Source organism: Pseudarthrobacter sp. GA104 (genome assembly GCF_009741265.1).
In the GTDB taxonomy this organism is placed as follows: domain Bacteria; phylum Actinomycetota; class Actinomycetes; order Actinomycetales; family Micrococcaceae; genus Arthrobacter.
The window spans coordinates 255,179-274,735 of sequence record NZ_WOWL01000001.1 but is presented as its reverse complement, the minus strand read 5'-3'; the positions used below and the strand labels follow the sequence as shown (position 1 = coordinate 274,735).

The 19,557-nt window shown below is 62.5% G+C and carries 18 protein-coding genes; 16 read left to right on the top strand and 2 right to left on the bottom strand.

All coding sequences use genetic code 11. The features are described 5' to 3' along the window. The first annotated feature begins 25 nt into the window (after window positions 1-25). The 10 genes from GK109_RS01205 (at window position 26) to GK109_RS01160 (ending at window position 9,478) form a co-directional block, all read left to right on the top strand. Window positions 26-547 (top strand): cupin domain-containing protein, encoded by a 522-nt coding sequence (locus GK109_RS01205; RefSeq protein WP_157238388.1) that lies wholly within the window; start codon window positions 26-28, stop codon window positions 545-547. Continuing rightward, a complete protein-coding gene (locus GK109_RS01200; protein ID WP_157238387.1) occupies window positions 544-1,494 on the top strand; it encodes an oxaloacetate decarboxylase in 951 nt (316 codons plus the stop codon). The genes GK109_RS01205 and GK109_RS01200 overlap by 4 nt, the downstream gene beginning before the upstream one ends. Window positions 1,495-1,511: 17 nt before the next feature. Continuing rightward, entirely contained in the window at window positions 1,512-2,270 is a 759-nt protein-coding gene (locus GK109_RS01195) for an SDR family NAD(P)-dependent oxidoreductase (protein WP_197432379.1), read from the top strand. 42 nt (window positions 2,271-2,312) lie between these two features. Next, window positions 2,313-3,236, top strand: a complete 924-nt coding sequence (locus GK109_RS01190; protein ID WP_158677217.1) for an SDR family NAD(P)-dependent oxidoreductase — start codon at window positions 2,313-2,315, stop codon at window positions 3,234-3,236. A gap of 76 nt (window positions 3,237-3,312) precedes the next feature. Beyond that, on the top strand, window positions 3,313-4,056 hold the full coding sequence (locus GK109_RS01185; protein ID WP_157238386.1) for an NADPH-dependent F420 reductase: 744 nt from the start codon (window positions 3,313-3,315) through the stop codon (window positions 4,054-4,056). A 42-nt stretch (window positions 4,057-4,098) separates the two neighbouring features. After that, window positions 4,099-5,289 carry an acetyl-CoA C-acetyltransferase gene (locus tag GK109_RS01180; protein WP_370460303.1) on the top strand — a complete coding sequence of 397 codons (1,191 nt, stop codon included), beginning with the start codon at window positions 4,099-4,101 and terminating at the stop codon, window positions 5,287-5,289. Between the two features lie 3 nt (window positions 5,290-5,292). Further along, window positions 5,293-5,922 carry a nuclear transport factor 2 family protein gene (locus GK109_RS01175; protein ID WP_157238385.1) on the top strand — a complete coding sequence of 210 codons (630 nt, stop codon included), beginning with the start codon at window positions 5,293-5,295 and terminating at the stop codon, window positions 5,920-5,922. After that, entirely contained in the window at window positions 5,915-6,835 is a 921-nt protein-coding gene (locus GK109_RS01170) for an SDR family NAD(P)-dependent oxidoreductase (RefSeq protein WP_158677219.1), read from the top strand. The genes GK109_RS01175 and GK109_RS01170 overlap by 8 nt, the downstream gene beginning before the upstream one ends. Continuing rightward, entirely contained in the window at window positions 6,832-8,454 is a 1,623-nt protein-coding gene (locus GK109_RS01165) for an FAD-dependent monooxygenase (RefSeq protein ID WP_157238383.1), read from the top strand. Before GK109_RS01170 ends, GK109_RS01165 begins: the two co-directional genes overlap by 4 nt. Window positions 8,455-8,662: 208 nt before the next feature. Further along, window positions 8,663-9,478, top strand: a complete 816-nt coding sequence (locus tag GK109_RS01160) for an enoyl-CoA hydratase/isomerase family protein (RefSeq protein WP_104997694.1) — start codon at window positions 8,663-8,665, stop codon at window positions 9,476-9,478. Between the two features lie 168 nt (window positions 9,479-9,646). Here the strand turns inward: GK109_RS01160 and GK109_RS01155 are convergent, their stop codons facing one another. Beyond that, window positions 9,647-10,522 carry an oxaloacetate decarboxylase gene (locus tag GK109_RS01155; protein ID WP_104187860.1) on the bottom strand — a complete coding sequence of 292 codons (876 nt, stop codon included), beginning with the start codon at window positions 10,520-10,522 and terminating at the stop codon, window positions 9,647-9,649. Between the two features lie 173 nt (window positions 10,523-10,695). Here GK109_RS01155 and GK109_RS01150 point away from each other — a divergent pair, with 173 nt between their 5' ends. The 3 genes from GK109_RS01150 to GK109_RS01140 all read left to right on the top strand — a co-directional run bounded on the left by GK109_RS01150 (window position 10,696) and on the right by GK109_RS01140 (window position 14,634). Then, window positions 10,696-11,532, top strand: coding sequence for a crotonase/enoyl-CoA hydratase family protein (locus tag GK109_RS01150; RefSeq protein ID WP_157238382.1), 837 nt, complete (start codon window positions 10,696-10,698; stop codon window positions 11,530-11,532). Between the two features lie 244 nt (window positions 11,533-11,776). Continuing rightward, the gene (locus tag GK109_RS01145; RefSeq protein WP_157238381.1) at window positions 11,777-13,033 is read left to right on the top strand and encodes a Xaa-Pro peptidase family protein; all 1,257 of its coding nucleotides are present in this window, start codon (window positions 11,777-11,779) and stop codon (window positions 13,031-13,033) included. Continuing rightward, on the top strand, window positions 13,030-14,634 hold the full coding sequence (locus tag GK109_RS01140) for a CocE/NonD family hydrolase (RefSeq protein ID WP_157238380.1): 1,605 nt from the start codon (window positions 13,030-13,032) through the stop codon (window positions 14,632-14,634). The genes GK109_RS01145 and GK109_RS01140 overlap by 4 nt, the downstream gene beginning before the upstream one ends. Here the strand turns inward: GK109_RS01140 and GK109_RS01135 are convergent. Then, window positions 14,620-15,441: an IclR family transcriptional regulator gene (locus GK109_RS01135; protein ID WP_157238379.1), complete on the bottom strand. Its 822-nt coding sequence runs from the start codon at window positions 15,439-15,441 to the stop codon at window positions 14,620-14,622. The genes GK109_RS01140 and GK109_RS01135 overlap by 15 nt on opposite strands. Window positions 15,442-15,641: 200 nt before the next feature. Here GK109_RS01135 and GK109_RS01130 point away from each other — a divergent pair, with 200 nt between their 5' ends. The 3 genes from GK109_RS01130 to GK109_RS01120 are packed head-to-tail and all read left to right on the top strand — an operon-like array spanning window position 15,642 to window position 19,429. After that, window positions 15,642-16,157, top strand: coding sequence for a VOC family protein (locus GK109_RS01130; RefSeq protein WP_197432378.1), 516 nt, complete (start codon window positions 15,642-15,644; stop codon window positions 16,155-16,157). Further along, window positions 16,158-18,284 carry an acetate--CoA ligase family protein gene (locus tag GK109_RS01125; protein ID WP_157238377.1) on the top strand — a complete coding sequence of 709 codons (2,127 nt, stop codon included), beginning with the start codon at window positions 16,158-16,160 and terminating at the stop codon, window positions 18,282-18,284. After that, on the top strand, window positions 18,281-19,429 hold the full coding sequence (locus GK109_RS01120; protein WP_104997701.1) for a MaoC family dehydratase N-terminal domain-containing protein: 1,149 nt from the start codon (window positions 18,281-18,283) through the stop codon (window positions 19,427-19,429). Before GK109_RS01125 ends, GK109_RS01120 begins: the two co-directional genes overlap by 4 nt. Window positions 19,430-19,557: the final 128 nt, after the last annotated feature.

Below are 19,557 nucleotides of genomic sequence, written 5' to 3'. Positions count from 1 at the left end.
TCCATCCAGAAAGGAGTGAACACAGATGACTTTTCCTGATCCCAAGAAATTCCAACTCGTCGTCGCGGGACCGAACGAATCCGGCGAAGCAGACTTCCTCGAAGTTGGCCCGGCCGCCGAATTCGACTTCCCCGGCGTGGCAGCGGGCGCTTTCTACTGGGCCGTGGACGGAGGCCACAGCAAAACGAACTTCGGTGCCCCGCCAAGCAAGGTCGCCCTAGCGGGACGCAATGGATCCACCTTCGGTATCAGCAGCTTCCCCGCGCACTCGTCAGGCGAAGTGGACGCGGCGACGCTCGACGAAAGCATGAGCGCCACCGACGACGACGGCGACGCCGGAATGCACGCGAGCGACACCATCGATTACGAGGTGGTTATCTCAGGCAAGGTGGACCTTGTACTCCCCGGCGGTAAGAAGCGCACGCTCGTTCCGGGAGACCTGCTCGTCATGGCCGGCGTACCCCATGCTTGGAAGAACCCCTACGACGAGGACTGCGTCTACGTCGTGGTCACGGTCGGTTTCAACACCCCTGAGGCCGCATCATGAGCCTGACCTCACCCGGCAAGGCGCTGCGTGCAGTCTTCGACAGTCCCGAAACGGCACTGGTGCCGTTCGGCGCCTTGCCGCTCCACGCACAGATGGCGCAGCACGCCGGCTTCGATGCCTTCCAGCTCTCCGGCGGTATGTCTGCCTGGTGGCAGGGAGTCTCCGACACGGGATGGCTCACCCTCACCGAGGTGGTTGAGCACGCAAAGCGCACTGCCCGCGCCGCTGACATTCCCATTTATTGCGACGCCGATACCGGCTTTGGTGCGCCGATCAACGTTCAGCGCACGGTGTCCGAGTTCATTGACGCGGGCGTCGCCGGAATCCACATTGAGGATCAGCGGGAGCCCAAGAAATCAGGCGGTGTCGCCGGGATCGAACTGGTGTCGGACGCCGAGGCTATCGGACGACTCAACGCAGCCGTGGATGCCCGCGACAAATTGGACAGCGATTTCGTCATCGTTGCCCGTACAGACGGCTACGGAGCCGCCGGCGGTGGCGTGGGTGAGGCGATCCGCCGCGCCCAGCTCTACAAAGCCGAGACCGGCGCGGACGTCATCTTCTACGAGGGATTCCATACCTGGGAGCAGGCCGAACTCGCGCTGAAGGAGACGCCCGGGCCAGCCTACGCCGTCGGGGTTCCGCTGATCGGACGTAAGACCGTCGCCGAGATGACAAAGATTGGCCAGGCGATACAGCCCGTGGCCTTCGTGCTTCCCGGGGTCAAAGAGGTTTGGCGCTTGCTGATGCAGGTCAAGAAATCAGGCGAGGCTACGCCCATCGGCGAGTACATCGACCACTTGAACGATGGCCCCGACAGTATCGGCTGGGGCGCAATGTTCGGTCGTCCCTTGACCGACTACGTGCGTGAAACCGAGGACAGGTTCCTCCCCCAGGACTCGCGCCGCAACTATGACAACAACGTCCACGTTGGAGAGAGCTACTAATGAATGAGGAGAAACTGATGATGAAAGACAAAGCCGGACTCGTCACCGGCGCGGGCTCGGGCATTGGCCGGGCTAGTGCCCTGGCGTTCGCAAAGAACGGCGCGCGCGTAGTGGTGTCCGATATTGATGAGGCAGCCGGGCGCGAAACGGTGGAGATCATCGCAGCAGCTGGTGGGAAGGCTGTCTTCTTCCAGTGTGATGTCAGCGACGAGGAGCAGGTCAAGGGCCTTGTCGATGCGACGGTGTCGAACTTCGGGCAGCTGGACTTCGCTTTCAACAATGCCGGGATGAACGGGGTCTTCGCACCTATTGGGGAGACCGACAGCGCGACCTGGGACCGGGTCATGAAGGTGAACCTGTACAGCACCTTCTACTGCCTTAAGCACGAAGTCAACGCGATGCTGAAGACCGGAGGCGGTGCGATCGTCAACACTGCTTCTGCTGCGGGCCTCGTAGGAATCGCCAACAACGCCCCGTACACCGCCTCGAAGTTTGGCGTTGTCGGGATCACGAGGAACGCGGCCATGGACTACGGCCCCCTGGGCATTCGCATCAACGCCCTCACACCCGGATCGACGACGAGTCCCATGATGAAGAACGCTTTCGAGCAGAACCCGCCCGAATTCCGGGAAAGGATTCTGTCGGCGATCCCGATGCGCGACCTGGCCGAACCCGAGGATCAGGCAGATGCCGTTGTGTGGCTCTGCTCTGACCAAGCCCGCATGGTTACCGGAATCTCCCTGGCGGTCGACGGCGGCTGGCTGGCCGGCAAGTAAGTGGCACTGCCATCCGGTTCAAAAAATATGGAGCAACTGAAAATGACTAATCTTGATTTCAACGGCCGGGTGGCAATCGTCACGGGCGCAGGACAGGGAATGGGCCGCGAGCACGCAAAGATGCTCGCCTCCCGCGGGGCGCGGGTCGTCGTCAATGACGTCAACGCGGCGAACGCAGCCGAAGCTGTGGCCGAAATAACCAACGCAGGCGGCACCGCAGTGGTGGACAGTCATAACGTCGTCACCGAGGCGCCTGAGATCGTCCAGACCGCACTCGACTCCTTTGGGCAGCTCGACATCGTCGTGAACAACGCCGGGATTAATGCGTTCGGCCGCTTCTGGGAGATGGAAGCCGACACGTGGTGGCGCATCTTCGACGTGGCCGTCAAGGGCGTCGTCGGAGTCTCACGTGCTGCCATGCCGCACCTCATCGCCTCAGGCACTGGGCGGCTTATCAACATCTCGTCAAACGGGGTCATGGGCGTGCCCACGGACTCGGCCTACAACGCCGCCAAGGCCGCCATCTGGGGTCTCGGCATCACCCTCGCGGCCGAGGCCCGCGAGGTGGGAGTTCAAGTCACCACGCTGATGCCGGTTGCCTTGACGCCGATGACGGAGGACGCCTTCCCTAACCCCGTCATTAAGGACGCGATGCGCACGACCGTTCCGGCAAGCTCGGTGTCTGCCTTCGTAACGTGGTTGGCGCACCAGGACACGGCAGTTTTCGGCGAAACGTTTGAGATCGCCGGAGTTGCTGCCGGTCGCGTCGCGATTGCCGGCATGCCGCGAATGAAGGTCGAAGCGCCCACGCCGGAGAGCTGGGCCGACAGCGGAGAGGTGCTCATGAAGGACGGCGAGCTGCGGGCATTCCGCAACGCGAGCGAGTCGTTCCGCGACCAGATGGTGTACTTGGCGCCGGAGCTGGACGAGGTCCTCCCCGCCAACGCGGCAGACGTCTCGAGGTGACCGCGTCGCTGCATAACCGTCTCTTACCGGCAAGATCACGGCCAACACTGGCTCTCAACTCAAAACAAGGATTCTCATGAAGATCGGCATTCTAGGAGCAGGTTCGATAGGCGCGACACTCGCCCGCAAATTGAGTGGAGCCGGCCACGATGTTAAGGTTGCGAATTCCCGTGGCCCCGAAACCATCAGTTCCGACATTGTGGCATCGGGGGCACGACCAGTAGAAGCAAGCAGCGCTGTCACCGACGTCGATGTCCTCATCACGTCCATGCCGCTCAGCCGGATGCCCGAGGTTAGAACCCTTATCACCGACCTCCCGGCCAACGCCGTCATCATCGACACGTCCAACTACTACCCCCTGCGTGATGGGCGGGTGGAAGCCTTGGAAGACGGGCAGGTCGAAAGCGTCTGGATTACCGAGCAGCTCGGGCGCCCGGTTGCGAAGGCCTGGAACGCCATCACGGCCGAGTCATTCGAGGCCTATGGAAGAAAAGATGGGGATCCCGAACGGATTGCCATCCCTGTGGCCGCGGATGGCGATCGCGACAAGGCGGTAGCAATGGCCCTCGTCGAGGAGACCGGGTTTGACGCGGTCGACGCCGGATCCCTGGCGGACTCCTGGCGCCAGCAGCCCGGAGCGCCCAGCTACTGCACCGACTTCACGCGCGAGACGCTACGGGAGGCCCTTGCTGCCGCTGAGAAGGCCCGGCTGCCGCAGCGACGGGACATCGCGCTTGCAGCCATCATGGAACGGTTCCCGGACTATTCGAAAGTCACTGCGGACTACCTTGTCCGACTGCATCGGGCCATCTACAGCTGAACTCGTGACAAATCACCGTCGGCCGCAGGCCAAGGAGCAGTAGTGAACCTCAAAGAAGATGTAGTCATCGTCGGGGCTGCCCGGACTCCCCAGGGCCGGATGATGGGCCAGCTCGCCACGGTTTCCGCCGTCGAGCTCGGCGGGGTTGCAATCGCTGCCGCTTTGGACAGGGCAGGCATTAGTGCTGATGCTGTTGACGCCGTTGTCATGGGCCATGTGATCCAGGCAGGGGCCGGCCAGAACCCTGCACGGCAGGCAGCGGTAGCCGGGGGGATACCGCTGAGTGCCCACGCCGTCACCGTGAATAAGGTGTGCCTGTCCGGGCTGAGCGCGATCATCGAAGCCAGCCGGCTGCTCCAGCTTGGAGAAGCGGAAGTGGTCATCGCAGGGGGACAGGAATCGATGAGTAATGCCCCGCACCTGCTTCGCGGTTCCCGGGCAGGGCATCTCTACGGGGATGCAGTGCTGACAGACGCCCTTGCCCGCGACGGACTCACCGATGCCTTCGACCAAGAGTCAATGGGCCTCAACACTGATCGTGCCAATGACTTGCTCGGCATCGGGCGGGCCGAGCAGGACAAGGCCGCTGCAGACTCCCACCGGCGGGCAGCAGCGGCCCAAGGTTCAGGGTACTTCGATAAGGAAATAGTTCCGGTCAAAGTGCCGCGTCGCCGGGGAGGGCCTGAACTGGCAGGCAGCGACGAGGGCGTCCGGCCGGACAGCAATGAGGAGTCCCTCAGCAAACTTCGCCCGGCGTTCTCCCCCGCGGGTACCGTCACGGCCGGCAACGCCTCACCGCTCACGGATGGCGCTGCCGCCGTCGTCCTGACCACGCGCGGCTATGCGGAAGCCCACGGTTTAGAGGTCGTGGCGGTACTAGGGGCCCACGGTCAGATCGCCGGCCCCGACACATCACTGCCGGACAAACCAGCCCAGGCCATAGCGAAGGCGCTTGGAGCCGCAGGTTGGACTGCGGGGGAGCTGGACTTCGTGGAGATCAACGAAGCGTTCGCTTCCGTGGCGCTCCACTCGGCGGCGCAGCTCGGAATTGGGATGGACAGGGTCAACGTCAACGGCGGTGCCATTGCTCTCGGACACCCCATCGGCGCCTCGGGGGCACGAGTCGTCGTCTCGGCCGTGTACGAACTCCAACGCCGCGGAAGGGGCAAGGCCGTGGTGGCCCTCTGTGGTGGAGGCGGGCAGGGCGAGGCACTGCTCCTGTCCCTGAGCTGATAGATGACTGAAGTATTTGAGCTCATGAAGGAGGCTGCGTCGAAAAACGGCAACACGGCGGACTGGGCCGCCGAACTGCAGCAACTTCGGGTCCTTGTTGCCAAGCAGGAGTTGAACGAGAACATGATCCGCTATTGCCGGGGCATGGACCGCAAGGACCTTGACCTGGTGAAGTCCACCTACTGGCCTGAAGCGACTGAAGATCATGGCATGTTCGTGGGCCTGTCCCATGATTTCTGCGACTGGGCGTATTCCATGCGGCGGGAGTCCGCCCACAAGGCCAGTCACTACGTAACCAACATACTCATTGAATTGAACGGCAACCAGGCCAGGCGTGAAACGGCGTTTATCTACCTGGCCATGCCGGCCGACGGCGGCCCTACCGACCTTCTTTTGGGCCGTTACCGGGATCTGTGCGAGCGGCGCCAGGGGGAGTGGAAGGTGCTCGCGAGGACTTGCGTGTGGGACGGGGCGCAAAGACTCGCTCCGGAAGCGGACGTCGCCGAGCTGTTCGGCATTCCGCCCACGTCCAACTTCGGCGACCGCTATCCGCACGACCCGACCTATGCCACGGATTGGGGAAAAGCAGCCCCGGTCCAGACTACGAATGCAAAGGAGCATCTTAATGACTAGCGATCAAATCCTCGCTGGAAAGCACGTCCTCATTACCGGCGCCGGCCGCGGACTCGGCGAGGCGTATGCACGCGCAGCCGCAGCGGAAGGCGCCCGAGTGGTTGTCTCCGACATCAATGCCGCAAGCGCCGAGGCCGTGGCGGAGTCAATCAACCGCGAGGGCGGCGAAGCATTAGCCGTCGCGGCGGACGTCACCGATTGGGACAGTTGCCAGCGGCTGGTCGCTGCTGCGGTGGAGCGCTTCGGGAAGCTGGACGGCCTGGTCAACAACGCCGGCTACCTGGAGACCGTGACTGCCGGGCAGGAGACCCACGAGCACATTCGCCGCCACGTCGACATCAACGTCTGCGGTACTTACTTCATGTCAGTCCACGGTCTCGCAGCCATGGAGGGAAAGGGGTCGATTGTCAACGTGACCTCGGGCGCGGTTGTGGGTCTTCGGATGATGAGCGCCTATGCCGCAGCCAAGGCGGCGATCGCCTCCTTGACCTTCGCTTGGGCCACCGAGTTCGGCGCCGAAGGTGGAGAAATCCGGGTCAACGCCATGGCGCCCCACGCCGACACACCGATGATGACGGCAGGAACCGAGGCGTACACGAAATTCTTTGGCGGAAACCCTGTTGCGCCGCCGCCTTCCACGAACGCTCCAGTGGTTCTCTATCTCCTGTCCGATCTCAGCAAGGGAGTAAACGGCCAGGTAGTCCGCTTTGCGAACGGGCATGACCTGATGCTGCTGTCGCACCCCGCCATCGTCGACTCCGCCCTCACCCGCGAGACATGGACGCCCCTTGATGTCAGCGCGGCGTTCGATGATGTGCTGCGCTCCAGGATGCAGCCGTGCGGCCAACTGACGTACATGGACTCCCGCAGCACAGAGCCCGAACTGACGGAGTTTGCAGGAGTCAGCCAGTGAACCAGCGGAACGAACCCGCGAAGCGCAGCGTCGACGTCGTGATTATTGGAGCCGGTCCGGTCGGGCTTTCGGCGGCGATCCTTCTGGGACGGTTCGGCGTCGACACGCTCGTGGTCGAGCGACGGACCGAGCGGTCGCGCCACCCCAGGTCCCGGGCGGTCAGTTGCCGCACCATGGAGGTATTTCGCGAGCTAGGCCTCACCGAAGAAGTGCGGGCAGCGGCGCTTCCCGGTGGACCACGCCGCCTGCTCGGAAGCGATGCCGTATCACCGTGGCGCTCAGTCGTCACCAGCAACGCGCATGCGAGTGGACCCGCGGACACCAGCCTCGGTCCGGAGACGCTGGACGTAGTTCTGTGCTCCCAGGACGCGCTTGAGCCGATCCTCGTTGACGCGGCGCAGGCCGAGGACAGCGTCACCCTCCAGTTCGGCAAGACTGTGTCGACGGTGAACGACACAGGGGCAGAGGTTCTCGTGTCCATCACCAGTGACAAGGGCCCCGAAGTCGTCGCCGCAAAGTATGTGATCGCAGCCGACGGCGCCGCCAGCCAGGTGCGCACCGCCTTGGGGATCGGGAGCACCGGGGATCAGGACCTGCAGACAGCGGTGAGTGTGCTGTTCCGGTCGCCTGTCATCCAGCGACGCACGGGCGACCCGTCCAGCTTCATCTATCTCGATAATCCGGACACGATCGGGGCTGTGGTGATCGCTCCCGTGGACGCGACCGACCGCGTGGCGATGCTGGGCCGCCCACTGGTCATGGACAGGATGCCCTTCGAAGACATCGACTGGACGACGCAAATACGCGACGCGATCGGGGATCCCGATGAGTCGGTGGAATTGATGGACGCCCGGACCTGGACCGTGGGCGCCTGGGTGGCCGACCGCTACCAGTCCGGCCGGATCCTGCTCGCCGGAGACGCGGTGCACGTCATGCCTCCTTACGGCGGGTTCAACCAGAACACCGGCATCCAGGACGTCCACAACATCGCATGGAAGCTGGCAGCCGTCCTCAAGGGCTGGGCGGATCCCGCCCTCCTGGAGACCTACGAAGTGGAGCGGCGGCCAGTCGCAGTGTTCAACATGGCCGAAGCTGTTCGCAACTTCCGCTCCATTGTTGGCAACGCCGATGAAGGCCCGCGCTCCTTCCGGCCGGAAAACTTCGTACACCCCGGCCTGGACATCGGATTCCGCTATGACCGGGGAGCGGTTGCCGGAGCCACGTCACCCGATGCCGGCTGGCCCGTGGGAACGTTCACCCCCACTGCTGCCGTGGGTGAACGCGCACCGCATGTCTGGCTTAACGCCGAGGCCACTGTCTCCACGCTTGACCTGTTCGGACGTGAACTAACCATTCTTGCGCGCCCCAATTCGGAGCCTGCACGGGAGGCGGCGCGGCGGGCAGAGATCCACGGCATTCCCTACAGCTCGGTGACCTTCGGGCACTTGGGGGACTTCGTTGCTGCCGAGGCTGAGTGGGCGGCCGCTTACCGCGTTAACGGGGACGAAGCCATCCTTGTACGGCCCGACGGTCACGTACTTGCCCGCTTGGACGGCAGCGACCCCGGCGCTGCCGAGCGTGCACTGCTTGCATACGCTGGCCGGACGACCGCTGCATGATCCCGGGAGAGCTCGACCTGCCGCCGCCGGGAGGTTGAGGCCACCGCACGAACACACCGCTATTCCTGGCGCAGTTTTTCCATCTCTACTATTGAGAACTCGCGCTATTTGTATATATGGTTCATATTACGAGAGTACGGTCAGTGGCCGGACAAGTCGTGATGTAGCCGCAACTCATCGCCCAATCACAGAAATAAGGAGATTCACGATGGCGTGGATAACGTTTGATGACTACAAGGACAAGTACCAGCACATCAAACTGGAACGAGATGAAGACGGCATTCTGCTTGTCACGTTCCACACGGATGGCAGCGACGTGGTCTGGGGTGTAGGAGTCCATGACAATGTTTCATCGCTTTGGGATGACATCAGCAGGGACCGGGGCAACCGCGTTGTCATCATCACCGGGGCGGGCGACACCTTCATCGACAAGGAAGCCCCAATTGAAAACAAGAACTGGGTCACGCCCGAAATCTGGCTCGGCCTCCATCACGACGCCAAGCGCCTTGTGCTGGGCCACCTCGACATCGAAGTCCCGATGATCGCCGCAGTGAACGGTCCCGCAAGGTATCACAACGAGCAGGCGCTGCTCTGCGACATCGTCATCGCTTCCGAGGATGCCGTATTCGCCGATCATGCACACTTCTCCCAGGGAAACATTCCCGGCGACGGGATGCAGATTATCTGGCCGCTGGTTATTGGTTTGAACCGCGGTCGGTACTTCCACCTCACCGGACAGGAGATCACTGCGCAGCAGGCCTACGAATGGGGTGCCGTGAACGAAGTGGTGCCCAAGGATCAGGTAGTTGCGAGGGCATACGAACTCGCACGGATGCTGGCTGCGAAGCCTACGCTGACGCTGCGTTCCACCCGGATGCTGATGGTGAACGAGCTCAAGAAGACCATGAATGACGCGGTCAGCCACGGAATGATGACCGAAGGTCTTGTTGCCATGGGCGAAGGCTGGAATCCGACTCCGCTCACCGGACCGGAACTCGCCGCGGGCGTCAAGACTCCCGCCTGACGCAAACGGAAGCGCCGACGACTTGAGATGTCGTCGGCGCTTTCTGCTCTTGTTTAGCTGCGCTGACCAAGGGCGTGGGATGTTCGCCACGCGAATCGCTGTAAACAACGAAACCGTTCCTGGCAGGAACCAAAGCCCGGCCAGGAACGGTTGCGTCTGAAAGATCTGTCAGGAATAACCGAAGTGGCGGGCACGGCGGGCCCACTCTGCCGCATCGATTGCTTCCATGATGGGCAGGTAGGCGCCGCCTTCTGCTTCACCCTCGAGCAACTCACCACGCGCCAGGAGGGACAGGTTCTCGCGGAAGCCTGCCACGGCCCCGTTCACGGTGTTGATGACCAGCAGCATCTTCACGCCGGCGTCTTCGAGTTCCTGGCGCTCCTCTAGGGTTGGATTCTTCACGGTCACCATGACGTACTTGCCAGGGACGACTGCCGAGAGTTTGGGCAAGTCGAGAAGGGGGTAGCCGCACGGATAGAGCATGTCCGCGCCGGCGGCAGAATAAGCAGCCATGCGCTCAGCGAGATTGTCGAAGCCAAAGCGGCTGGCATCCGAGCGCGCAACGATCACCGTGTCCGGTGACGTCCGGGCTTCCACGCAGGCACGGATGATGTTGCTCATCTCCTCGACGCTGCGAAGTTTGAGTTGCGGCTTCCAGCGCTCTCCGCCGTCTTTGGGTGTCCAAAAGTGCTTCGTTGCGGGCACCATGTCTTCGACGAGCAGGGCTGCGACGCCGGCTTGCTCGGCAAGCTGGACGCCGCGGAATGCTTGGAGAGGTGATCCTCCTGCATCATCGAAGTCGAGAATGAGTGGCAGATCGGTGATTGCCGTGATGCGTCTGCCGGCCTCGATGAGTTCGCCCTGGGAAATAAAGCCGTTATCCGGCACCCCGTAGTGGAAGTTGGAGTAGGTGCCGCCGGCGATGAGCACGACGTCGAAGCCGGCTTGCTCAATCATCTTCGCCGAGAGTGCATCGTAGGCTCCCGGCGCGATGATCATTTTGGAGTCCGCAAGCAGTTCCCGGAGTCTTTGTGCAGGTTTCATGGGCTTTTTCCCTTCTTTTCGTCGGAGTTTATGGCTACGACGGGAAAGAGTTTTCGCTGAACGTAGCAGTGCTACTATCGTATCACGCTAACTACATTCACTATTTGAAAAATGCCGACAAAGGAGTCAGCACCGTGTTGCTCTCTCCTCATCAAACGATCCAAAGGATGACCATGCAACAGACCGAGCCTCAAGAGGCAGTAAGCAAGAACGTCAATGAACCGAGCGTTCACGTCAGCAACTCCGGAGGAGTTCGCGTCATAACGATTACCCGTCCGCACAAGCGGAATGCGATTGACCGGCCCACTGCCCTGGCGCTTGCGGCTGCGTTCGATGAGTTTGATGCCGATGATTCTGCAAGTGTCGCCATCCTCACCGGCGCCGGTGGGTATTTCTCCGCGGGCGCTGACCTCGTATCGGTTGCAGCAGGGGACGTCCCGGTCATCGAGGGACGCGGGTTCGCTGGCATCACCCGCCGGACGCCGGTGAAACCTGTCATTGCCGCCGTCGAAGGCTACGCCTACGCAGGCGGCTTCGAGCTTGCCCTTGCATGCGATTTGATCGTCGCCAGCTCAACGGCGTCGTTTGCCCTGCCCGAGGTAAAACGGGGACTCATCGCAGCCGGCGGTGGGCTGCTCCGCTTGCCGGACCGTATGCCCTATCACATCGCAATGGAGCTGGCGCTGCTGGGGGAGCCAATCACTGCGGCACGCCTCGCCGAGCTCGGCCTCATCAACAGGCTGACGGGCCCGGGCAAAGCGCTCGATACCGCGCTCGAACTCGCCGGGAAAATCCAGCTTAACGGACCCGTTGCAGTGAAGACCGCCAAGCGCATTATCTCGGAGTCGCGGTATGCGGCGGCGGAGGCGCGTTTCGCTGCCCAGGAAGAAATCGTTGCACCGTTACGAAGCGGACCGGAAGCACGTGAGGGTGCGCTGGCTTTCGTGGAACGGCGCGACCCTGCCTGGGTCCTCGCTGCACAGGCAACACATGCCACTGAAGTACCGTAATCGGGATTCTGGCATGGCTTCCTACGTCATTGGCGTCCTATGCCGTGTCGCTCAAGGTCCACTGGCTCTTAGCGTTAGTTGAGAACAAACGTCGGATGATCACTGACATCAACAAACATCCGGTGAGGCTTCCGAATTTTTTGGGATGGCCGTGGTTCCCGGAAGACCCGACCGCGTCGCAGCGGGCGACGTCCCGATAGCCGCGGACCACCGATCAGTACAAACTTGAAAGGCCAAGGCAACGATGCCCGAAAACCACCAGAAATTGCACTTCGGACCGGCACGTACAGAACTGCACGTAGGTGTTGATCTCGAGCGGATGCGCCGTGAGCGCGCTGACCGTATGCGGGCACTGATGCGTTCGAAGGGTATACCGGCGCTGTTGCTCACGGGCGCGGACAATGTGCGTTACCTGACGGGTTTTTGGTGGGGAGAATTCTCGCTGCAGGTTGGCTACGCACTGTTCTTCGCAGATGACGAACCAATCGTGTTCGCGCCGGCGGGATCCCTCCAGCAAATGCCCGACCAGGCGCCCTGGATCAAGCACTGGCGGCCGGCCATCTCCTGGCTTGGCGGTGTGGCCCCCAGTTCTGCCATCGCCGAACTGTCGGCTGTTTTCGCGGCCCAGATTCGCGATGAACTCGCGGCACGTTCTCTCACGGGTGAGCGGCTGGCCGTCAGTGAGATCGATGAGCCGGGCATGAATGCTCTGGCCGATGTGGGAATCGAGACGATCCCGGGGCTCCCGCTGCTGCTCGAATGCTCAACGATCAAGACCGCTGATGAAATCTCCTGTATCTCGATGGCCGCGAGCTTGAGCACTGCAGGGTTCGAGGCGACGCGGGCCGCACTGCGGCCCGGAACCAAGCAGGCCCAGATTGCTTTGATGGCCCGTCGCGCCATCGAAGATGCCGGCGCGGAAGTGGGAGCTGCCCGTCTGCTCTCCGGACCACTGTCATTCCCCCGGGGGATCAGCGGCGGAGACCGCATCGTTGAGCATGGCGATCTCGCCTACCTGCTCACCTGCGGAACTTCCTACATGGGGTACACGGCGTGTCTCTACCGCCAGTACGTCGTCGGCCGCGCTCCAACCTCAGCTGAACGCTCATCCTACACAAAGCTGACGGACCGTCTGGATCTGGCGATGTCGCTCATGAAACCAGGCGCCAGCACAGCTGACGTGGCGGCCGTACTTGCACCCGCGGAAGATTTGGGCTTTCCGTCCGAGGCGGAATGCTTCAGCATCGAACTCGGGCATGGGATCGGTCTGGTTAACGCAGGGTCGCGGGCAATCCACTACAACCCGCCGACTATTACCCGCTCGTGGTCCCTTGCCCATCCTGAGGAGATCAAGGAGGGCATGGTCATTGCCATTGAAGGTATCGAAGGGGAGCACCGGGTCGGAGGTGTACGTCTTGAGAACCTCGTTGTGGTCACGGCCAGTGGTGCGGAACTGCTTGACCACTACCCGCGCCTCGATATGGTCCAAACCGCCGGGTGACCATCCCAACTGACTGCGAAAGCGACACAGCAAAGGTTGCCATGAACCTGATAGTTGAAAAGCACGTCCCTATCGCAATGCGCGACGGCGTTACCCTCTCAGGAGATGTGTATCGGCCAAGTGACGGCGATCCCCGCTCCACAGTGCTGATAAGGACGCCCTACTGCAAGGATGACCCTGCGCACGCCAACACGTGGATTAACGTCCTGCGCGCGGTCGAATGCGGATGGGTGGTGGTGGTTCAGGACGTACGGGGCCGGTTCCGAAGCGAAGGCCAGTTCGTGCCCTTTGTGAATGAAGCCGATGATGGCGTGGACACTATCCGATGGGTACGCGAACAGCCGTGGTCGGACGGCAATGTGGGCATGGTGGGCGGCTCATACGTTGGCCTCAGCCAATGGTTGGTGGCAGCCAGGAGCCCGGAAGGCCTCATCGGCATCATTCCCGCTGTTACCGCCGACGACGTCCATTCCGGCTGGCTTTACGAGGACAACAACGTCGTGTTGGGATTTCTTGCACACTGGGTATCAATTCTCCTCGCAAGCAGCGGATTGGATGAGAAAAGCCGACCGCGGATCGCAGCACTGGAGCGGAACGTCGCAGAAGGGCGCATCCGCACCTTCCGCCAGCTGATAGAGGAAGCTGGGGAATTCGCGCCCTATCTGCAGGACTGGCGGGATCGAAGCCGTTCTCTGGTGGATCCAGAGCTGGCTGGGCGCGTTGAAGTGCCGGCTTTCGTCATCGGAGGCTGGTTCGACATCTTTCTTCGGGGAACGGTTGCCAGTTTTGTCCGCCGGGAGACCGCCGGCACGCAAAATCCCCACGACCGCCTGTTGGTTGGGCCGTGGGCGCATGGGCTCATGGGCGGATGGTTTCCGGCCCGCTCGTTCGGTCCGGCATCCTCGTTCGATAGCCTCGACCCGACGTCGCTCCAACTCGATTGGCTGGAGGAAGTGCGTGATGGCCGCAACCGCTCCAACCATCCTGTGACCGTTTTCGCCATGGGAGCTGATGAATGGCGATGCTTCTCAAGCTGGCCGCCCGAGGGCGCCGATCGGGTGCATCTTCGACTGCGCCCTAGCAACATAGACCATCCCACGGCCAGTATGGAGGCTCGGACGGCGTCGTTATTGGATTCCCCCGTCCCGACGATCGGCGGGCGGACATTTTTCCCCGGCTACAAAGTGGGTGCGAACTCAGGTCCGCGGCCGGTGGAGGCATTGCATGCGCGCAATGACGTGCATGCCTTCGTCTCGGACCCCGTGGCTGACGACATCGAAATCCTGGGCAGTGTCGCATGCCGACTCGAGGTGAACACTGCTGACCCCGCGCCGGTCGTCGTCAAGCTGGCAACGCTTGACGGTACTGGAGCCTCTGAACTCCTCTGCGAGGGGTCGTCGTACAGCACCCCGGACGCTGGAAACCCAGAGCCAATCACCGTGGATCTCGGTCACACTGCGGTCCGGGTGGCGAAAGGCATGCGCTTGTGCGCCTACGTCGCCACGTCAGATTTCCCCCGGTTGGAGGACGGACCCAGGACATCCTTGAACGTTAGTGGAGAGGGGCCGGTACTGGAACTTGACGTACTACGGCTGGGTTGAGTCGCCTTCTTCATCGTCCAGGCGGCGGGCTTCCATCAGGGCATCGAGGCAGCGCTGGAAGTGCTCCTCGTTGGTAAAGCGATGAAGCGGGACCGTTATGGACAAGGCGGTGCGGGGGCGCTGCGATCCTTCGAAGATTGGAACCGCCATGCCGCAGACACCCAGGACGTATTCCTGGTGGTCCAGTGCGTAACCACGTGATCGCGTCAACTCGAGATCGGCCAGGAATTCAGGAAGGGTGGTGATCGTGTGCTCGGTTCGCCGTTTGAGTTCACCGTCTGCGGACCGGACCCGTTCCAGTTGTGATTCCGGACCGTAGGCGAGGAGCGCCTTTCCGGAGGCGCGTGCATGAATGTCGCCGGAAACACCGACCCGGAGGTCTGCCACTCTGACAGCGTGGCTGCCTTCCTCTACGGCGACCACAGTGACAGTGCCACCTTGCCAGGCGGACAAGTAGGCGCTTTCGCCGGTAGCCTCAACCACCATTTTCAACAGACTCAGTGCCAGGGGCGAGGGACGCCAGTCTTCTTCCACGCGCGAACTCAGATCCAGGATCTTCCCGGCAGCGAGTTTGTAGGTGCGCTCGTTGCGTTCCAAGTAGCCGGCATGGACAAGCGTCGCCAGCAAATGCGACGTCGTTGCAATGTGCAGGTTTACCGCGCTCGCGATGGATTGAGCCCGCATCGGCTCCTTCGACGCCGCGACGACATCAACGATGTTGAGCGCACGGGCAACGGACTGGACCAAATCCTTCGGAGCTTCGGCTTCAGTGGCCTGTTTGTCGGCTGTCTTAGTTGTACTTGCCATGCGGAAATCATACGCACATGGCGAAAGAAGGGCTACAGCGCCACGAGAAGGGCCTCTGGATGCAGGGGCAGCATTTTATCCGTTGACAGCAAGCAGAAGGGTAGCGTAGTTATTGCATTATGAATACAACTATCACATCAAGAGAGTTTAGTGGGGATGGCAATGGTGCCACGCTCAGTAGGGGCAAGGACCTTGGAGGCGTGCCGGAGGTTCAGTCCGCAGGTCCTGTCCCGATCGGCAGCATCGGGCAGGTGGGGATCCTCGTGCAGGACCTCGACGAGGCCATCGACCTGTACGGACGCGCCTTCGGCATCGAAGAGTGGAATTGTTACCACTACGATCAGGAGTTCATGCCCTGGTCGCGCTTTGGCGCCGAGGAAGGCGCTTTCGCGATGCGCCTTGCCATGGGCGGTTCCAATCCCCAGATCGAACTCATCCAACCATTGGCCGGCCCGAGCATTTACCACGAGTTCACCGAGCAGGGCCGCACCGGCCTCCATCACCTCGGCGTATTCGTGGACAACCTGGACGCGGCGATCACGCTGATGGAAGGGTCCGGATACCGCGTTACGCAAACTGCGCGCGGTTATGGGCAGGGCGGCGACGGCGGATTCGCCTACTTTGACACTGACCGTGATCTCGGTGTGGTGGTCGAGGCAATAGAGATCCCGGCCACCCGCAGGCCCGGGACCGTGCGACGTACAGGAGGAATGTAAATGTTGGAAAGCAAAGCTGTTTTGAGCCCCGTGCGAATCGATAACCCGTTGAAGGCAGAGAGTGTGGCTGTGGTTGGTCCCTCCCGGGACCCGTGGAAAACCTCGGGGCGGACACTCGATTACCTCGCCCGCCTCGGATTCGAGGGGCGGTACTACGCGGTCAGCAGTGTGCATGAGGAAGTGCTCGGTGTGCCCACGGTGGAGACGCTCTCTGACCTCCCCGAGGTGCCCGACGTCGCCGTCCTCGTGGGACCCGCGGACAGGGTTATCGAGGATCTGCGCGAGTGCGTCGCGCTCGGCGTACCCTTCGCGGTCGCCTTCGCCGCGGGCTTCGGTGAAACCGGTCGGCAGGACCGCGATGAGCAGCTGCGTACGGAATTGGCCAAGGGCACCACCCGCCTTATCGGCCCTAACTGCATTGGCTTCATGCACGTCGGCAGGTCGCTGACCGCAACCTTCTCATCCGTCCTGCAACGTGGCGCAATTCCGGCCGGTCACGTGGCGCTGTTCAGCCAGAGCGGCGGACTGGGGAACGCGCTCATGCAGTCCCTCGCCGCACGCGGTGCCAGCGGGTTGAGCGCCTGGGCCAGCTCCGGAAACGAGATTTCGACGGGCTTTACCGACTGGGCGCAGTGGCTGGGCGCTGATCCGGACACGCATGTGCTCACTTGCATCGTCGAGAGCTTCAGCGCAAATGATGACCTCGAGGCCGCTGCAACCGCCGCGGGGGACCGCGGCATCCCTGTGATCGTCCTGAAGCTGGGGCGGTCCACCCGCGGCGCGATGAGCGCCCAGTCGCATACTGGCAAACTTGCTGGCAGCGGCCGCGTTGCTTTGAGCGTCCTCCGCCACCGTTTCGGAATGGTGTGCACATCACCTGAACAACTCCTCGATCTGACCGAGACCTTCGATGTTTTCCACGGGCGTCTCTCCGGCCGCGACCAGGAGCTGACCGTCGTCACCACCTCCGGCGCCCAGGTGGGACTGTGGAACGATCTGGCCGATGACCGCAACCTGACGTTCCGTGATCTTGAACCGGAAGCGCTACGCTCGATCGGTGACGCGGTGGGCAGCAATCACCTCGGCAATCCCATCGACGTTGGAGTCCAGTCAACAACCGCCGACTACCTGCGCATCGTTGAGCGGGTTCTCACCACGACGTCGGGCGGATGGGTTATTGTGACGGCGACCCGGCTCGCGCACGACTTCGATGAGCTGGCGGCCGGCATCGCCGCGATGACCATCCCGGCGGAAGTTCGTGTCATGGTAGTCCCGCTGTCCGAGGACGACCGGGTCACCGCGGCCCAGGCCGGCATCCTGCGCAATGCAGGAGTCCTGTCCCTACCCACAGCCGGACGGGCACTGGATGCCATCGCGGCCGCATCCTCCTGGTCGCAGGTCCAAAGCACCCGTGCCAACCGCGGCGAACTAGTGGGGGCGGCACTGAAGGCGGTGACAACGGGCGGGATGTGCAACCTGACCTGGCACGAAGTGGCCGGATCCCTGGCTAAGTCCGGTGTTCCTGTACCGGCAAGCCGCGCCGTCCGTGATGTCGACGGCGTCGTCCGGGCTGCCGAGGAAATCGGCTTCCCTGTAGCGATCAAAATCGATGATGCAGAGATCCTTCACAAGGCCGACGCCGGAGGCGTCTTCATCGGCGTCAATGACTCCGACAGCGCCCGCGCGGCAGCCTCCCATCTCACATCCATCCAGGGGGAGGCCGCGACGATCTCCGTCCAGGCAATGGCGCCAGGGAAGACCGAAGTCCTCGTAGGGCTCCGGCGCGATCCCGAGTTCGGTCCAGTCCTCGTCATCGGCGCGGGAGGCGGTATGACTGAGGCGATTGACGATATCAGTATCCTTCCGCTGCCGGTGTCCCGGCCCGAGGTCCGCCAAGCCATCTCTGACGCGCGAGTGGTGGCCACCAGCCTGCGCGGGGAGGCCGGCGGGAAGACCCTTGACGCGCTCACTACTACTGTGATGGACATTCTTGCCTGGGCGGAACAGCAGGGGAACATCCACGAATTTGAGTTCAATCCGATCCTCGCGGACCCGGCAACAGCAACCGTCACTGTCGTCGACGCCGTTGTGTCGGTCCACACCACCTCGGCAGGACCAACACCATGACCAGCGCCACTACCGGCGTGCCGGCAAAGCAGATCACCGATGAAGACGTGGCCTACATGAAGAGCTTCATCGGTGAGTCAGCCGTCGTTGTGCAATGGAACGAGGAGGCCAGCACCGACTCAATCCGCCACTACGCATGGGGGATCGGTGACGAGAACCCGCTGTGGCTGTCGGATTCGTACGCGCAGACAACGCGTCACGGCACCCGGATCGCACCCCCCACATTCCTCTACTCCGTGTGTGACGCCGAAGTCGCGATGGGGATGTCGGAGGGCATCCAGGCTATCCACCTTGATGCCGACCTCGACTTCCGCCGGCCGATACGCCTGGGCGAGCGGGTCCGCGCCCGCGCCTTCGTCGAAAACGTCCGTGAACGCGTGGGCCGCCGCTCCGGTCGCCTGGTGGAGCAGGTGGGGCGCACCGATTACTTCGTCGGTGAGGAACTTGTCGGGATCGTCCGCAATACGATCGTATGCGTGGCTCGAAGTTCCGAGGGCCAGCGCATGCACGAACCGCGCGACCCCCATGTCTACACGGACGAGGAAAAGGAACAGATCCGGGCCGCGATCCTGGCTGAGGAGATCCGCGGCCAGCGCACGCGCTTCGCGGAGACGGTGTCCGTCGGCGATGTTGTACCGCAGGTCGTCAAGGGTCCACTCGACCTCATCACCATGACCGCGTACTATGCCGGAGCGATCGGTACCGCCGGCTACCGCGGGGTCGAGACCCGCGTGCGCCAACAGGAGCGGGTGAGGAACGGGGACCCAAGCGCGCCGACGAACCTCGGTCCCGAGCACTTCCTCTCCGAGCCCTTCCCAAGCCTGGGGCACCAGGACGCCGCCATGGCGCACGCCATCGGCATGCCGGGAGCGTACGACAACGGCAATCAGCGCGTCTCGTGGATGGCACACTGCGTGACCAACTGGATGGGGGACGACGCGGATCTCGTATCGCTTTCGGTGCGCATCAAACAGCCCGGTGTCTTCGGTGACACCCAGTGGATCGGAGGCGAGGTCACCCGCGTGTTCCGGGACGAGGCCCACGGAGCGTGCGCTGAGGTCACGATGAAGGCCATCAATCAACTGGGTGTGGAGACCACGAGTGCCGTGGCGGTCGTCTCGCTGGCCGAGACCCGGAGCAGTTGACCCACGTCCGGTCGAAGCGTGAATAGCTGACGCATTTTCCCGCCTTATTGGCGTCCATTGCCATGCCGGTCAGGACCCGGCGGCTCTTAGCGTTATTTGTGAACAAAGATCGGCGAAGTAGCCGACGC

Excerpts from the sequence above, each read along its gene's own strand:
- GK109_RS01195 (WP_197432379.1), top strand. The coding sequence starts at position 1,512 with ATGATGAAAGACAAAGCCGGACTCGTCACCGGCGCGGGCTCGGGCATT.
- GK109_RS01160 (WP_104997694.1), top strand. The coding sequence starts at position 8,663 with ATGGCGTGGATAACGTTTGATGACTACAAGGACAAGTACCAGCACATC.
- GK109_RS01185 (WP_157238386.1), top strand. The coding sequence starts at position 3,313 with ATGAAGATCGGCATTCTAGGAGCAGGTTCGATAGGCGCGACACTCGCC.
- GK109_RS01155 (WP_104187860.1), bottom strand. The coding sequence starts at position 10,522 with ATGAAACCTGCACAAAGACTCCGGGAACTGCTTGCGGACTCCAAAATG.
- GK109_RS01150 (WP_157238382.1), top strand. The coding sequence starts at position 10,696 with ATGCAACAGACCGAGCCTCAAGAGGCAGTAAGCAAGAACGTCAATGAA.
- GK109_RS01170 (WP_158677219.1), top strand. The coding sequence starts at position 5,915 with ATGACTAGCGATCAAATCCTCGCTGGAAAGCACGTCCTCATTACCGGC.
- GK109_RS01205 (WP_157238388.1), top strand. The coding sequence starts at position 26 with ATGACTTTTCCTGATCCCAAGAAATTCCAACTCGTCGTCGCGGGACCG.
- GK109_RS01120 (WP_104997701.1), top strand. The coding sequence starts at position 18,281 with ATGACCAGCGCCACTACCGGCGTGCCGGCAAAGCAGATCACCGATGAA.
- GK109_RS01145 (WP_157238381.1), top strand. The coding sequence starts at position 11,777 with ATGCCCGAAAACCACCAGAAATTGCACTTCGGACCGGCACGTACAGAA.
- GK109_RS01125 (WP_157238377.1), top strand. The coding sequence starts at position 16,158 with ATGTTGGAAAGCAAAGCTGTTTTGAGCCCCGTGCGAATCGATAACCCG.
- GK109_RS01200 (WP_157238387.1), top strand. The coding sequence starts at position 544 with ATGAGCCTGACCTCACCCGGCAAGGCGCTGCGTGCAGTCTTCGACAGT.
- GK109_RS01175 (WP_157238385.1), top strand. The coding sequence starts at position 5,293 with ATGACTGAAGTATTTGAGCTCATGAAGGAGGCTGCGTCGAAAAACGGC.
- GK109_RS01135 (WP_157238379.1), bottom strand. The coding sequence starts at position 15,441 with ATGGCAAGTACAACTAAGACAGCCGACAAACAGGCCACTGAAGCCGAA.
- GK109_RS01190 (WP_158677217.1), top strand. The coding sequence starts at position 2,313 with ATGACTAATCTTGATTTCAACGGCCGGGTGGCAATCGTCACGGGCGCA.